Here is a 14664-nt window from a genome sequence, read left to right as displayed (position 1 = left end):
CTGGAGACCATTCATGCAGACGACGACAGCCGTCGACCTCGGCGATCCCGACCTGTACACGACCTTGGCCCGGCACGACCGGTGGCGCGAGTACGCGGCGGAAGACGCGATGGTGTGGAGCGGCCCGGGCAGCTCGCCCAGCGGTTTCTGGTCCGTGTTCTCGCATCAGGCGTGCGCGGCGGTGCTCGCGCCGTCGGCCCCGTTCACCTCCGAGTACGGGATGATGATCGGCTTCGACCGCGATCACCCCGACAACTCGGGCGGTCAGATGATGGTGGTCTCCGAACAGGACCAGCACCGGAAACTGCGCAAACTGGTGGGGCCGCTGCTTTCGCGGGCGGCGGCGCGGAAACTGTCGGAACGGGTGCGGACCGAGGTGACCGGCGTCCTCGATCGGGTGCTCGACGCCGAGGTGTGCGACGTGGCCGCGGCGATCGGCCCGCGGATCCCCGCCGCCGTCGTCTGCGAAATCCTCGGTGTGCCCGCCGAAGACCAGGACATGCTCATCGACCTGACGAACCACGCGTTCGGCGGCGAGGACGAACTGTTCGACGGGATGACCCCGCGTCAGGCGCACACCGAAATCCTCGTCTACTTCGACGAGCTGATCACCGCTCGCCGGGCGAGCCCCGGCGAGGATCTCGTCAGCACCCTGCTTTCCGACGACGAGCTTTCGATCGACGACGTCCTGCTCAACTGCGACAACGTGTTGATCGGCGGCAACGAGACCACGCGGCACGCGATCACCGGCGCGGTGCACGCTTTCGCCACCGCGCCGGGACTTCTGGCCCAGGTGCGGGACGGGGACGCCGACGTCGACACCGTCGTGGACGAAGTGCTGCGCTGGACTTCGCCCGCGATGCACGTGTTGCGGGTGACGACCGGCGACGTCACGATCAACGGCCGCGACCTCGAAGCCGGCACGCCGGTGGTCGCGTGGCTTCCCGCCGCGAACCGGGATCCCGCCGTGTTCGACGAGCCGGACACGTTCCGGGCGGGGCGGAAACCCAACCGGCACATCGCTTTCGGGCACGGCATGCACCACTGTCTCGGGTCCGCGCTCGCGCGGATCGAGCTGGCGGTGGTGCTGCGGGAGGTGGCCGGGCGGGTGTCGCGGGTGGAGCTGGTGAAGGACCCGTCCTGGCTGCGGGCGGTCGTCGTGCAGGGATACCGGGAGCTCCCGGTGCGGTTCACGGGCCGCTGACCCGACGTCCGTCCGATGTGGACCGAAGTGTCAAGCGGACACCATTGATGCGGAAATGGCTTCGCGCCATCCTGTGATTGAGGATTACATCTATTCCACGGAGGAATGTCTTGTCTTCTCACGAAAGCACGCAGAATTTCGAGATCGACTATGTGGAAATGTATGTGGCCAACCTCGAGGTGGCCGCGTCCGGCTGGCTGGACAAGTACGACTTCTCCGTCACGGCCACCGACCGGTCGGCCGACCACCGGAGCGTGACGCTGCGGCACAGCGCGATCGCGCTGGTGCTGACCGAGCCGCTGTCGGACCGGCACCCCGGGGCGACCTACCTGCAGACCCATGGTGAAGGGGTGGCCGACATCGCGCTGCGCACCTCCGACGTGGCCGCGGCCTTCGAAGCCGCGGTGAAGGCGGGCGCGAAACCCCTCCGCGAGCCGGAGAAGGGCGTGGACTCGGTCCTCACGGCCACCGTCAGCGGTTTCGGCGATGTCGTGCACACCCTGATCCAGAGCGACGTCGCCGAGGAGGCCCCGCGCGGCAAGGGCGGCGTGGAACTGGGCGTGATCGACCACTTCGCGGTGTGCCTGAACGCCGGCGATCTCGGCCACACGGTGGCGTTCTACGAGCGCGCGCTCGGTTTCAAGCAGATCTTCGAAGAGCACATCGTGGTCGGTGCGCAGGCGATGAACTCGACCGTCGTGCAGAGCACGTCGGGCGCGGTCACCCTCACCCTGATCGAGCCGGACAAGACCGCCGACCCCGGCCAGATCGACGACTTCATCAAGGAGCACCACGGGTCCGGCGTCCAGCACATCGCCTTCACCAGCCCGGACGCGGTCCGCGCGGTCAAGGAGCTTTCCGCGCGTGGCGTGGAATTCCTGAAGACCCCGGACGCCTACTACGACCTGCTCGGCGAGCGGATCGAGCTGGAGACGCACTCGCTGGACGATCTGCGCGAGACGAAGCTGCTCGCCGACGAGGACCACGGCGGCCAGCTGTTCCAGATCTTCACCGCCTCCACGCATCCGCGTAAGACGATCTTCTTCGAGATCATCGAGCGGCAGGGCGCCGGAACGTTCGGCAGCTCCAACATCAAGGCCCTGTACGAAGCCGTGGAGCTGGAGCGCACCGGGCAGAGCAAGCTCGGCCCCGCCCGGCGATGACCCACCTCTGCCTGGACGACCTCGAACGTGCCGCACGGGCGGCGCTGCCCGGCGAGATCTGGGACTTCCTCGCCGGGGGCAGCGGCGCCGAGGCGTCACTGGCGGCCAATCGCATCGCGCTGGACCGGATCTTCGTGATCCCCCGGATGCTGCGCGAGCTGACCGGCGGCACCACCGAGGCCGAGGTTCTCGGCCGGCGCGCTTCGCTCCCTGTGGCGGTCGCGCCGGTCGCGTACCAGCGGTTGTTCCATCCCGAAGGCGAACTCGCGGCGGCACGGGCGGCGCGTGACGCCGGGGTGCCGTACACCATCTGCACCCTGAGCAGTGTCCCGTTGGAGGAGATCGCGGCGGTCGGCGGACGGCCGTGGTTCCAGCTGTACTGGCTGCGCGACGAAAAGCGGTCACTGGAGCTCGTGCGCCGGGCGGAGGACGCAGGCTGCGAGGCGATCGTGTTCACCGTCGACGTGCCGTGGATGGGACGAAGGCTGCGGGACATGCGGAACGGGTTCGCGTTGCCGGAATCGGTGACCGCGGCCAACTTCGACGCCGGTGCGGCCGCGCATCGCCGTGCCGAAGGGCTTTCCGCCGTCGCCGACCACACCGCGCGGGAGTTCGCCCCGGCCACTTGGGAATCCGTCGAGGCGGTCCGTGCGCATACGAACCTTCCGGTGGTGCTCAAGGGGATCCTCGCGGTCGAGGACGCGGTGCGCGCCGTCGACGCGGGAGCCACCGGGATCGTGGTGTCCAACCACGGAGGCCGTCAGTTGGACGGCGCCGTACCGGGGATCGCGATGCTGGAGGAGATCGCGGACGCCGTCTCCGGCGGCTGCGAAGTGTTGCTGGACGGCGGGATCCGGACCGGCGGGGACGTGCTCAAGGCGCTCGCCCTCGGCGCGTCGGGGGTACTGATCGGGCGGCCCTTCATGTGGGGGCTGGCCGCGGACGGCCAGGCGGGCGCCCGTCAGGTGCTCGACCTGCTCGCCGTCGAACTCCGGAACGCACTGGGCCTGGCGGGCTGCGACTCGGTGAGCGCGGCCCGCCGGTTGAGCACTCGGTACGAAAGGTGAGGTCCATGCTGCCCCTTCTCGCGCCCGCGACGGTGCGTCCTCGTGCCGATCGCGACCACGCCGACCGCATCGCCCGGTCGGCCGCGACGACCGACGGCGTGCACATGCGGACCGAGGACGTCCGCGCCTGGATCGCCGAACGCCGTGAGGCCAACGTCTTCCACGTCGAACGCATCTCCTTCGCCGATCTCGACCAGTGGTGGTTCGAGGACGTGACGGGGAATCTAGTGCACAGCAGCGGACGGTTCTTCGCCATCGAGGGCTTGCACGTGGTCGAGGCCGACGGCCCCCACGGCGACGGGCCGTACCGCGAATGGCGGCAGCCGGTCATCAAACAGCCCGAGGTGGGCATTCTCGGCATCCTGGCCAAGGAGTTCGACGGTGTCCTGCATTTCCTCATGCAGGCCAAGATGGAGCCGGGGAACCCGAACCTCGTGCAGCTCTCACCGACCGTGCAGGCCACCCGCAGCAACTACACCAAGGCGCACGGCGGCACGAACGTCAAACTGATCGAGTACTTCGCCCCGCCCGATCCGGAGGGGATCATCGTCGACGTCCTGCAGGCCGAGCAGGGCTCGTGGTTCTTCCGCAAGTCCAATCGCAACATGATCGTCGAGACCGTCGACGACGTGCCGATGTGGGACGACTTCTGCTGGCTCACCCTCGGCCAGATCGCGGAGCTGATGCACGAGGACGAGACGATCAACATGAACGCCAGGAGCGTGCTGTCGTGTCTTCCGTACCACGACAGGGCTTCCGGCGCGCTGCTCTCCGACATCCAGCTCCTGTCGTGGTTCACCAACGAGCGTTCGCGCCACGACGTCCGCGCGCGGCGCATCCCGCTCACGGACGTCGACGGCTGGAAACAGGGCGTCGAAGCGATCGAGCACGAGGACGGCCGGTACTTCAAGGTCCTCGCGGTCGCGGTCAAGGGCAGCAACCGCGAGAAGATCAGCTGGACCCAGCCGCTGCTGGAATCCGTCGGCACCGGGGTCGTCGCGTTCCTCGTGCGCGAGATCGACGGCGTGCCGCACGTCCTGGTGCACGCCCGCGCCGACGGCGGTTTCCTGGACACCGTCGAGCTGGCCCCGACCGTCCAGTGCACGCCCCACAACTACGCGCACCTGCCGCCGGAGAGCCGCCCGCCCTTCCTCGACCTCGTCCTCGACGCGCCGCGCTCGCGGATCCGGTACGAGGCGGTACATTCCGAGGAGGGCGGCCGTTTCCTCAACGTCAGGGCCCGCTATCTCGCGATCGACGCGGACGACACGACCGTGGTCCCGCCCGGCTACGCCTGGGTCACGCCCGCCCAGCTCACCGCGCTCACCCGGCACGGGCACTACGTCAACGTCGAAGCCCGCACCCTGCTCGCCTGTATCAACGCCGCGACGGCGCAGCCGCAAGGAAAGGCATGAAATGAAGCTGATCACCGTCCTCGGGGCGTCGGGCTTCGTCGGCTCGGCCGTCACCCGCGCGCTGGCGCGGCAACCGATCCGGTTGCGAGCGGTGGCGCGCAGGCCTATCACGCCGCCGCCCGGCCCGGCCGAAACGACCGTCGTCGCCGCCGATCTCACCGACCGCGCCGCTTTGGCCGAAGCGGTCGCGGGCTCGGACGCGATCGTGTACCTGCTGCTGGCGGACGGCGGCTGGCGGGTGGCCGAGACCGAGGAAGCCGAGCGCGTGAATCTGGGCGTGATGCGCGATCTCGTCGACGTAATCGGCGCTGTCAGCGGGAAACCTCCTCTGGTGATCTACGGCGGGGCCGCGTCGCAGGTCGGTGTGCCGCCCCGGGAACCGATCGACGGCAGCGAGCCCGACGAGCCGGGAACCCCGTACGACAAGCAGAAACTGGCGGCGGAACAGGTCCTCAAGAAGGCCACGGCCGACGGCCTCGTGCGCGGGATTAGCCTGCGGCTGCCCACGGTGTTCGGCGAGAACCCGGCCGAGGGCGCGAAACTCGACCGCGGTGTCGTGTCCGCGATGGCGCGGCGGGCGCTCGACGGCCAGGACCTCACCATCTGGGGCGACGGCACCGTGCGCCGCGACCTCGTCCACGTCGAGGACATCGCGGCGGCGTTCACCGCGGCGCTGGCTGCCCCGGACGCGTTGGTCGGCGGCCACTGGCTGCTCGGTGCCGGCCGGGGAGACCAGCTGGCCGACGTCTTCCGGCTCGTGGCCAAGGAAATGGCCGACCACACCGGCCGCGCCCCGGTGGACGTGACCTGTGTGGAACCCCCGTCGCACGCGCCGGCGACGGATCTGCGCAGCGTCACCATCGATTCCACGCCGTTCCGGGCGATCACCGGCTGGCGTCCGGAGATCTCACTGCCCGAAGGAGTGCGCCGCACCGTCGCCGCGCTGACCACCCCTGTTCACGGAAAGGCTCGCACATGACCACGCGCGTATGGGACTACCTCGCCGAATACGAGACCGAACGTGAAGACCTGCTCGACGCGGTCGAGACGGTCTTCAACTCGGGGCAGCTCGTGCTCGGCGCGAGCCTGCGCGGCTTCGAGACGGAATTCGCCGCGTACCACGGCATCGGGCACTGCGTCGGGCTCGACAACGGCACGAACGCGATCAAGCTCGCCCTGCAGGCGCTGGGTGTCGGGCCGGGCGACGAGGTGATCACGGTGTCGAACACCGCCGCCCCGACCGTGGTCGCGATCGACGGCACCGGCGCCACTCCCGTCTTCGTCGACGTCCGCGAGGACGACTTCCTGATGGACACCGGCCAGGTCGAGGCCGCCATCACCGAGCGCACCAAATGCCTGCTGCCCGTCCACCTGTACGGCCAGTGCGTGGACATGGCCCCGCTCAAGGAACTCGCCGCGAAACACGGACTGTCCCTTTTGGAGGATTGTGCCCAGGCGCACGGCGCCCGGCAGAACGGCACGATCGCGGGCACGACCGGCGACGCGGCCGCGTTCTCCTTCTATCCCACCAAGGTGCTCGGCGCGTATGGCGACGGCGGCGCGGCGATCACGTCGGACGAGAAGGTGGCCGCGAAGCTGCGCCGGTTGCGGTACTACGGCATGGAAGAGCGCTACTACACGGTCGAGACGCCTGCCCACAACAGCCGGTTGGACGAGGTCCAGGCCGAGATCCTGCGGCGCAAGCTCAAGCGCCTCGACGCCTACACCGCCGGCCGCCGCGCCGTCGCCCAGCGCTATGTCGACGCCCTCGGCGACACCGAATTGAAGCTGCCGAAGACCGTCCCTGGCAACGAGCACGTGTACTACGTGTACGTGGTGCGGCACCCGCGTCGTGACGAGATCCTCGAACGCCTCAAGGCCTACGACATCCACCTCAACATCAGCTACCCGTGGCCGGTGCACACCATGACCGGATTCGCCCACCTCGGTTACGAGAAGGGTTCGCTCCCGGTCACCGAGAAGCTGGCAGGCGAGATCTTCTCGCTGCCGATGTACCCCGCGCTCTCACCCGACCTGCAGGACAAGGTCATCCACGCCGTCCGCGAAGTCCTTTCCACCCTCTGACCGAGCACAGGAGCAAGCCGTGCAAGCACGCAAACTCGCCGTCGAAGGCGCGATCGAGTTCACCCCGCGCGTCTTCCCCGACGACCGGGGCCTGTTCGTCTCGCCGTTCCAGGAAGAGGCCTTCGCCGAAGCCCACGGCAGCCCGCTCTTCCCGGTGGCGCAGACGAACCACAGCATGTCCAAACGCGGTGTGGTGCGGGGAATCCACTACACCGTGACGCCGCCGGGCATCGCGAAGTACGTCTACTGCGCCCGCGGCAGGGCGCTGGACATCGTCGTGGACATCCGGGTCGGCTCGCCCACGTTCGGGAAATGGGACGCGGTCCTGATGGACCAGCAGGATTTCCGGACGATGTATTTCCCGGTCGGCGTCGGCCACGCCTTCGTGGCGCTCGAGGACGACACCGTCATGTCGTACATGCTTTCCGCGGGCTACGTGGCGCAGAACGAACTCGCGCTTTCGGCCCTGGACCCCGCGCTGAGCCTGCCGATCGGCACCGAGGTGGAGCCGATCCTGTCCGACCGCGACCAGGTCGCCATCACGCTCGCCGAGGCGGAGCGGCAGGGGCTGCTTCCCGACTACGCCACCAGTGTGGAACTGGAGCGGCAGCTGACCGGAGTTTCGCTCTCCGCCTGAGTTTCTTCACCCGGCCGACGAGGGCCATCACGGACCCGACCCGGCGTCGCCCACCGGCGGCGCCGACCGTGATGGCCCTCGTCGGTGCGGGCGCATAGCCGAGTAATCGATATCCAGGGCGAGCCGGACGCACCGGCCCGCCGGGGGAAGGACGCCGAACTTGACGACCGATGGCCTTCAGCCGTCAGTGGACCCTTCGAACGACAACGCGTTTCTCCGCTGGGTGCGCAGACACCAGCGGTGGTTGTACGCGGGCGTGGTGATCGCCCTGCTCACGCAGATGGCGATCGCGATGATCACGACCGCCGTGGAACAGTCCCCGACCATCGACGAGCCGGTCTACGTCGGCACCGCGGTGGTCTACCTCGAAGAGCACAGCCTGCGGTACAACCCCGAGCATCCGCCGCTGGGCAAGCTGATCATCGCGGCCGGGGTGGCCTTCACCGACCCGAAGATCGCCCCCGGCTTCAGCGGCCACGAGTGGGAACTCGGCAAGCACGTGGTCTATGAGGCCGGCAACGACCCGGACCGGCTGATGCTGTTCGCCCGGCTCCCGGTGATCCTGCTGACGTTGTTGTTCGGGCTGGTCGTCTTCGCGTTCGCCGCCGATCTGGCCGGTCGCGCGGGCGGGGTGCTGGCGCTCACCCTGTTCACGTTCTCGCCCGACGTCATCGCGCACGGCTCGCTGGCCACGCTCGACGTGCCGGTGGCCGGGTTCCTGCTGACGTCGGTCTGGCTGGTGTGGCGCGCCCGGCGCCGCCCTGGGCTCTACCTCCCGCTCGCCGGGCTGGCCCTCGGCGCGGCCACGGCCACGAAGGTGCTTTCCCTCGTGGTGGTTCCGGTCCTGGTCCCGCTGGCCGTGCTGTCCGTCTGGCACGCCCGCCGCGCCCGTGGGCTCGACCTGAAGAGCCCGGCCCTGCTGATCGGACGCGGTGTGCTGGCGGGAGCCGGGATGGCGCTGATCGCGATCGCCGTGGTGTGGGCGTCGTATCTCGTCGTGGATCCGGGCCTGCACTGGGAGACGCCGTCGGGTATGCAGCCCCTGCACGGGATGCGCACGCTCGTCGAGTGGCTGCCGTTCCCGCAGCCGCTGCGCGACGGTATGCGCTTCCAGTTCGAACTCGAAGACCATGTGTGGCACAACTTCCTGTTCGGCAGGCACTACACGGGTTCGCTCTGGTACTACGGGCCCGCCGCGCTGCTGGTGAAGACACCGTTGGGGGCGCTGGCGATCTGGCTGGCGGGCGCCGCCGTGCTGCTGTCGGTCCGGCGCCTCCGCCCGGCGGCGCCGTACGTGCTCGTCCCGACGGCCCTGCTCATGGCCACGGCCATGGTGATCGTCCGTGACAACGGCGTGCGGTACCTGGCCTTCGCGCCGATGTTCCTGGCCGTCGCCGCGGCCGCGGTGCTCGTCGTGCGACGGCGGTGGGTGAAGGTGGCGGCGATCGCCGTGGTGGCCTTCGCCGCGGTCAGTTCGCTGATGACGTTCCCGTACTACCTCCCGTACTCCAACGAGGCGTTCGGCGGCCCGGAGAACACGCACAAGTACCTGCTGGACTCGAACGTCGACTGGGGGCAGGATCTGGGCCGCCTGGCGGATCGCCTGAAACAGGACTACGCGGGCGAGCGGACCTGGCTCGTCTACCAGGGGAGCGGTCTGCCGTCCTACTACGGCATCGATGCCGCCGATCCGCTCACGGTGCCCGAGGATCAAGTGCACGGGGTGCTCGCCGTGTCGGATTCCGCGGTCCTCGGCGCGTTCGCCGATCCCATGGGCGGGGGAGGGGCGCCCGGAAACGGCCACGGCGGCGACCTCGGCTCGCTGATCGCCGGCAGTACGCCGATCGAGCGAGTGGGCCATTCCATGACGATCTACCGCCGCCCGTAACGCACGTTCAGTCCACTTGAGACGGTCGGCCGCCTGATTTCCCTTGCCGTACGGGGCTTGGACGCGTTGACCATCGAGTTCGACGAAGCCTAATTTCGGAAATGTCCACTGAGATCCGCGAAAGGTGAGACCAATGCCCGCTGCGCAGTTCAAGCAGCTGCTTCGTAGCAAGCTCAGAACATGGGGGTGGATGTACCGATGACGGCCATCATCGAACCGGCCGAGGACCTTTCCGTCCTCACCGGACTCACCGAGATCACCCGATTCGCCGGCGTGGGCACCGCGGTGTCCGAGTCGTCGTACTCACAGACCGAACTTCTCGAAATCCTCGACATCGAGGATCCGAAGATCCGTTCGGTCTTCCTGAACAGCGCCATCGACCGGCGCTTCCTCACCCTGCCGCCGGAGGGTCCCGGCGGCGCCCGCGCGACCGAACCGCAGGGCGACCTCCTCGACAAGCACAAGAGGATCGCCGTCGACATGGGTTGCCGCGCCTTGGAAGCCTGCCTGAAGTCGGCGGGCGCGACGCTTTCGGATCTGCGTCATCTGTGCTGTGTCACCTCGACCGGGTTCCTGACGCCCGGCTTGAGCGCGCTCATCATCCGGGAAATGGGCATCGACCCGCATTGCAGCCGCTCGGACATCGTGGGCATGGGCTGCAACGCCGGTCTCAACGCGCTCAACGTGGTCGCGGGCTGGTCCGCGGCGCATCCCGGCGAACTCGGCGTCGTCCTGTGCAGCGAGGCGTGTTCCGCCGCCTACGCGCTGGACGGCACGATGCGGACCGCGGTGGTCAACAGTCTTTTCGGCGACGGATCCGCGGCGCTCGCGCTCGTTTCCGGTGACGGGCGCGTGCCGGGTCCGCGCGTCCTCAAATTCGCCAGCTACATCATCACCGACGCGGTCGACGCGATGCGCTACGACTGGGACCGTGACCAGGACCGGTTCAGTTTCTTCCTCGACCCGCAGATCCCCTACGTGGTCGGCGCGCACGCCGAAATCGTCATCGACCGGCTCTTGTCCGGGACGGGCCTGCGCCGCAGCGACATCGGCCACTGGCTGGTGCATTCGGGCGGGAAGAAGGTGATCGACGCCGTCGTCGTCAACCTCGGCCTGAGCCGGCACGACGTGCGCCACACCACCGGTGTGCTCCGCGACTACGGGAACCTCTCCAGCGGCTCCTTCCTCTTCTCCTACGAGCGGCTCGCCGACGAAGACGTCGCCCGCCCGGGGGACTACGGCGTGCTCATGACCATGGGGCCTGGCTCCACAATCGAAATGGCGCTTATTCAATGGTGACGCGTAACGAAATCAAGGGCGAACTGGTGCTGCGCTTCGACGGATCCCGTCCGCTGTCGGCCGCGGCCGTCGAGGAGATCGGCGCGTTCTGCGATCGAGCCGAGGACCAGCGTGAACCGGGACCGGTGACCATCCACGTCACGGGGGCCCCGCCCGCCGACTGGGCGAAGGGGCTGGCGGTCGGGCTCGTGTCCAAATGGGAACGGGTCGTGCGCCGGTTCGAACGCCTCGGCAGGCTCACGGCCGCTGTGGCGTCGGGCGAATGCGCCGGGATGGCCTTGGACCTCCTCCTCGCCGCCGACATCCGGATCGCCGAACCGGGCACCACGCTGCGGCTCGCGTCGGCGGGCGGTGGCACCTGGCCGGGTATGACCGTCTACCGGCTCACCAAACAGGCCGGAGCGGCGGGCATCCGCCGGGCCGTGCTGCTCGGGGCCTCGATCGGGACGGAGCGCGCGCTCGCCCTCGACCTGATCGACGAGGTCTCCGGCGATCCGGCGAAGACGCTGGCGGAGCTGGACGTCGTCGTGGACGGCGCCGAGACGGCGATCCGGCGGCAGCTGATCTTCGAAGCGGGCTCGACCACCTTCGAAGAGGCGCTCGGTTCCCACCTGGCCGCGGCGGACCGGGCCCTGCGGCGGGAAGCCAAGTCGTGACGGCTCTTTCGCCAGGGCTCGACCTCCGGGCCCTGGCGGGGGAGGCCCACCGCGTCGACGACGAGGTCCGGACGCTGCGCGCGGCCTTCGTCGAGGCGCACGCCGAGGAGCTCTACGCCGAACTCACCGACGGCCGGACGCGGTACCTGCGGATCGACGAACTCGTCCGCGCCGCCGCGCTCGCCTTTCCCGGTCTGGTGCCGTCGGAGGCGCAGATGGCGGCCGAGCGTGCGCGGCCGCAGGCGGAGAAGGAAGGGCGCGAGATCGATCAGGGCATCTTCCTGCGCGGGATCCTGCGCGCGCCGAAGGCGGGCCCGCATCTGCTCGACGCCATGCTCCGGCCCACCGCCAGGGCGCGGCGGCTGCTCCCGGAGTTCCTCGAAACCGGGCTCGTGCAGATGGAGGCCGTCCGGCTGGAGCGCCGGGACGGCGTCGCGCACCTGACCCTGTGCCGGGACGACTGCCTGAACGCCGAGGACGCCCAGCAGGTCGACGACATGGAGACCGCGGTCGACCTGGTGCTGCTCGACCCGTCCGTCCGGGTGGGACTGCTGCGGGGCGGGGTGATGAGCCATCCCCGCTATCTGGGGCGCCGGGTGTTCTGCGCGGGGATCAACCTCAAGAAGCTCAGCTCCGGCGACATCCCGCTGGTGGATTTCCTGCTGCGGCGGGAAACGGGGTACATCCAGAAGATCTTCCGCGGTCTGCTGACGGACGATTCCTGGCATTCCCGGTTCACCGGCAAACCCTGGATGGCGGCCGTCGATTCCTTCGCCATCGGGGGCGGGACCCAGCTGCTGCTGGTCTTCGACCACGTGCTGGCGGCGTCCGACGCGTATCTCAGCCTGCCCGCGGCCAAGGAGGGGATCATCCCCGGCGTGTCCAACTTCCGGCTTTCCCGGATCGCCGGGCCGCGGGTGGCCCGGCAGGTGATCCTCGGCGGCCGCAAGCTCCGGGCGGACGAGCCGGACGCCCGCTCGATCGTCGACGAGGTCGTGCCGCCGGAGGAGATGGACGCGGCCATCGACGGCGCGCTCGCCCGGCTCGACGGGGAGGCCGTCGCCGCCAACCGGCGCATGGTGAACCTTTCCGAGGAACCACCGGAGGAATTCCGCCGGTATATCGCCGAATTCGCGTTGCAGCAGGCTTTGCGCATCTACGGCGCGGATGTGATCGGCAAGGTGGACGGTTTCGCGGTGGGCTCGCGATGAACGGCGTCCGGTACGAGAAGAAGGATCACGTCGCCTACGTGACGATGGACCGGCCCGAGGCGCTGAACGCGATGGACCGGCGGATGCACGCGGAACTCGCCGGGATCTGGGACGACGTCGAAGCCGACGACGACGTCCGGGCCGTGGTCCTGGCCGGGGCGGGGGATCGGGCGTTCTCCGTCGGGCAGGACCTCAAGGAACGGGCGCGGCTGACCGACGAAGGCGTCGAAGCGTCGACGTTCGGCAGCAGCGGTCAGCCGGGGCATCCCCGGCTGACCGACCGGTTCACGCTGTCCAAACCGGTGGTCGCGCGCGTGCACGGCTACGCGCTGGGCGGCGGTTTCGAACTGGTGCTCGCGTGCGACATCGTCGTCGCTTCCGAAGAAGCGGTCTTCGGCTTGCCGGAGGTCCGTCTCGGTCTGATCGCCGGGGCGGGCGGTGTGTTCCGGTTGCCGCGCCAGCTTCCGCAGAAGGTGGCGATGGGATATCTGCTGACCGGCCGCAGAATGGACGCGGCGACGGCGTTGCGGCACGGGCTGGTCAACGAGGTCGTCCCGTTCCCGGAATTGGATCGGTGCGTCGCCGAATGGACGGACGACCTGGTGCGCGCCGCTCCGCTTTCGGTACGGGCGATCAAGGAGGCCGCGCTGCGATCGCTCGACCTCCCGCTCGAAGAGGCGTTCAAAACCTCGTATCCGTGGGAAGAACGGCGACGGACGAGTGCGGACGCGAGCGAGGGTGCCCGTGCCTTCGCCGAGAAACGGGATCCGATCTGGACCGGTCGCTGAATTCGGGTTGGACCATTGTTCCGCGTGGCGGATGATGGAACATTCGGGGTAAGAGAATTCTCGCTCGAGTAAATGCCGGGCCTGCTTCTAATTCACCCGAGACCGCCGTCCGGGCCGGGAAACCCCGGCTTTCCCGCGCCCGGTGCCGGCAGAAACCCTGGATATCTGTGATGACAACCATCGCCACGGTCGAACTCGACAACCAGCGCATCGACCGGATGGTCCCGCTGGTCACACCCGCTCTGCTGCACCACGAACTGCCGCTCAGCGCGACCGCGGCCGACACGGTGCGCCACGGCAGGGAAAACGTCCTCCGCGTCCTCGACGGCACGGACGACAGGCTGCTCGTGATCGCCGGGCCCTGTTCCATCCACGATCCCGCCGCGGCACTCGAATACGCTGACCGGCTGGCCGCCCTCGCCGGCCGGTTCGTCGACGAACTCCTGGTCGTCATGCGCGTGTACTTCGAAAAGCCCCGTACGGTCGGCGGCTGGAAGGGGCTCATCAACGATCCGCACCTCGACGGCACCGGCGACGTCAACCGCGGGCTGCGCGTCGCCAGGGACCTGCTCCTCGAACTCGCCGAGGGGGGTCTGCCCGCCGCTTGCGAATGGCTGGACACCACGATCCCGGCGTACCTGGCCGACACCGTCTCGTGGGGCGCGATCGGCGCGCGCACCGTGGAAAGCCAGAACCACCGCATGCTGGCGAGCGGCCTGTCCATGCCGGTCGGGTTCAAGAACCGCCGCGACGGCGATGTCGGTGTCGCGGTCGACGCGATCCGTGCCGCCGAAGCCCGGCACGTCGTCCCCGGTGTCGACCCCAGCGGCCTGCCCGCGATCCTGCACACCGTCGGCAACCCGGACTGTCACCTCGTGCTGCGCGGCGGCAACAGCGCGCCGAACCACAACCCGGCGTCCGTCCGCGCGGCGCTCACCACGCTGCAGAACGCGGGACTGCCCCGCCGGGTCGTGATCGACGCCAGCCACGACAACAGCCGCAAGGACCACCTCCGGCAGCCCGTCGTCGCGGGCCAGATCGCCGAACAGATCAAGAACGGTCAGCGCGGCATCGTCGGCGTCATGCTCGAATCGAACCTCCAGGCCGGCCGCCAGGACCTCCACCCCGACCGGCCGCTCACCTACGGCCAGTCCATCACGGACGCCTGCATCGACCTCGCCGCCACCCAAGAGGTCCTGCAGACCCTCGCCACGGCCACCGCCGCCCGCCGCTCCGGAGTGCGATGACCCC

Annotated in this window: 13 protein-coding genes; all 13 read left to right on the top strand. The window is 69.0% G+C overall.

What is annotated here, in order from left to right; genetic code table 11:
- Positions 1-13 precede the first annotated feature (13 nt).
- The 13 genes from AMK34_RS32015 (at position 14) to AMK34_RS31955 (ending at position 14660) form a co-directional block, all read left to right on the top strand.
- On the top strand, positions 14-1204 hold the full coding sequence (locus tag AMK34_RS32015; protein ID WP_073847835.1) for a cytochrome P450: 1191 nt from the start codon (positions 14-16) through the stop codon (positions 1202-1204).
- A 110-nt stretch (positions 1205-1314) separates the two neighbouring features.
- Positions 1315-2367: a 4-hydroxyphenylpyruvate dioxygenase gene (gene hppD, locus AMK34_RS32010; protein WP_073847834.1), complete on the top strand. Its 1053-nt coding sequence runs from the start codon at positions 1315-1317 to the stop codon at positions 2365-2367.
- Positions 2364-3434: an alpha-hydroxy acid oxidase gene (locus tag AMK34_RS32005; protein WP_073847833.1), complete on the top strand. Its 1071-nt coding sequence runs from the start codon at positions 2364-2366 to the stop codon at positions 3432-3434. The genes hppD and AMK34_RS32005 overlap by 4 nt, the downstream gene beginning before the upstream one ends.
- A gap of 5 nt (positions 3435-3439) precedes the next feature.
- Complete coding sequence (locus AMK34_RS32000) at positions 3440-4849, top strand: NDP-hexose 2,3-dehydratase family protein (RefSeq protein ID WP_038518222.1); 1410 nt, start codon at positions 3440-3442, stop codon at positions 4847-4849.
- 1 nt (position 4850) lies between these two features.
- The gene (locus AMK34_RS31995; RefSeq protein ID WP_073847832.1) at positions 4851-5828 is read left to right on the top strand and encodes an NAD-dependent epimerase/dehydratase family protein; all 978 of its coding nucleotides are present in this window, start codon (positions 4851-4853) and stop codon (positions 5826-5828) included.
- On the top strand, positions 5825-6934 hold the full coding sequence (locus AMK34_RS31990) for a DegT/DnrJ/EryC1/StrS family aminotransferase (protein ID WP_073847831.1): 1110 nt from the start codon (positions 5825-5827) through the stop codon (positions 6932-6934). The genes AMK34_RS31995 and AMK34_RS31990 overlap by 4 nt, the downstream gene beginning before the upstream one ends.
- 19 nt (positions 6935-6953) lie before the next feature.
- The gene (locus AMK34_RS31985; RefSeq protein ID WP_038518213.1) at positions 6954-7571 is read left to right on the top strand and encodes a dTDP-4-dehydrorhamnose 3,5-epimerase family protein; all 618 of its coding nucleotides are present in this window, start codon (positions 6954-6956) and stop codon (positions 7569-7571) included.
- Between the two features lie 223 nt (positions 7572-7794).
- Positions 7795-9459, top strand: coding sequence for an ArnT family glycosyltransferase (locus tag AMK34_RS31980; RefSeq protein WP_241832909.1), 1665 nt, complete (start codon positions 7795-7797; stop codon positions 9457-9459).
- A 198-nt stretch (positions 9460-9657) separates the two neighbouring features.
- Entirely contained in the window at positions 9658-10758 is a 1101-nt protein-coding gene (gene dpgA, locus AMK34_RS31975) for a 3,5-dihydroxyphenylacetyl-CoA synthase DpgA (RefSeq protein WP_038518209.1), read from the top strand.
- On the top strand, positions 10752-11414 hold the full coding sequence (gene dpgB / locus AMK34_RS31970) for an enoyl-CoA-hydratase DpgB (RefSeq protein ID WP_073847830.1): 663 nt from the start codon (positions 10752-10754) through the stop codon (positions 11412-11414). Before dpgA ends, dpgB begins: the two co-directional genes overlap by 7 nt.
- Positions 11411-12625, top strand: a complete 1215-nt coding sequence (gene dpgC / locus AMK34_RS31965; RefSeq protein WP_083650062.1) for a (3,5-dihydroxyphenyl)acetyl-CoA 1,2-dioxygenase DpgC — start codon at positions 11411-11413, stop codon at positions 12623-12625. Before dpgB ends, dpgC begins: the two co-directional genes overlap by 4 nt.
- The gene (dpgD, locus tag AMK34_RS31960) at positions 12622-13413 is read left to right on the top strand and encodes an enoyl-CoA-hydratase DpgD (protein ID WP_073847829.1); all 792 of its coding nucleotides are present in this window, start codon (positions 12622-12624) and stop codon (positions 13411-13413) included. The genes dpgC and dpgD overlap by 4 nt, the downstream gene beginning before the upstream one ends.
- A 170-nt stretch (positions 13414-13583) precedes the next feature.
- Positions 13584-14660, top strand: coding sequence for a 3-deoxy-7-phosphoheptulonate synthase (locus AMK34_RS31955; RefSeq protein ID WP_038518200.1), 1077 nt, complete (start codon positions 13584-13586; stop codon positions 14658-14660).
- Positions 14661-14664: the final 4 nt, after the last annotated feature.

This window comes from Amycolatopsis sp. CB00013 (genome assembly GCF_001905755.1).
Lineage (GTDB): Bacteria > Actinomycetota > Actinomycetes > Mycobacteriales > Pseudonocardiaceae > Amycolatopsis > Amycolatopsis japonica.
The sequence above is the reverse complement of the archived record's forward strand: the minus strand, read 5'-3'. Positions and strand labels throughout refer to the sequence as shown.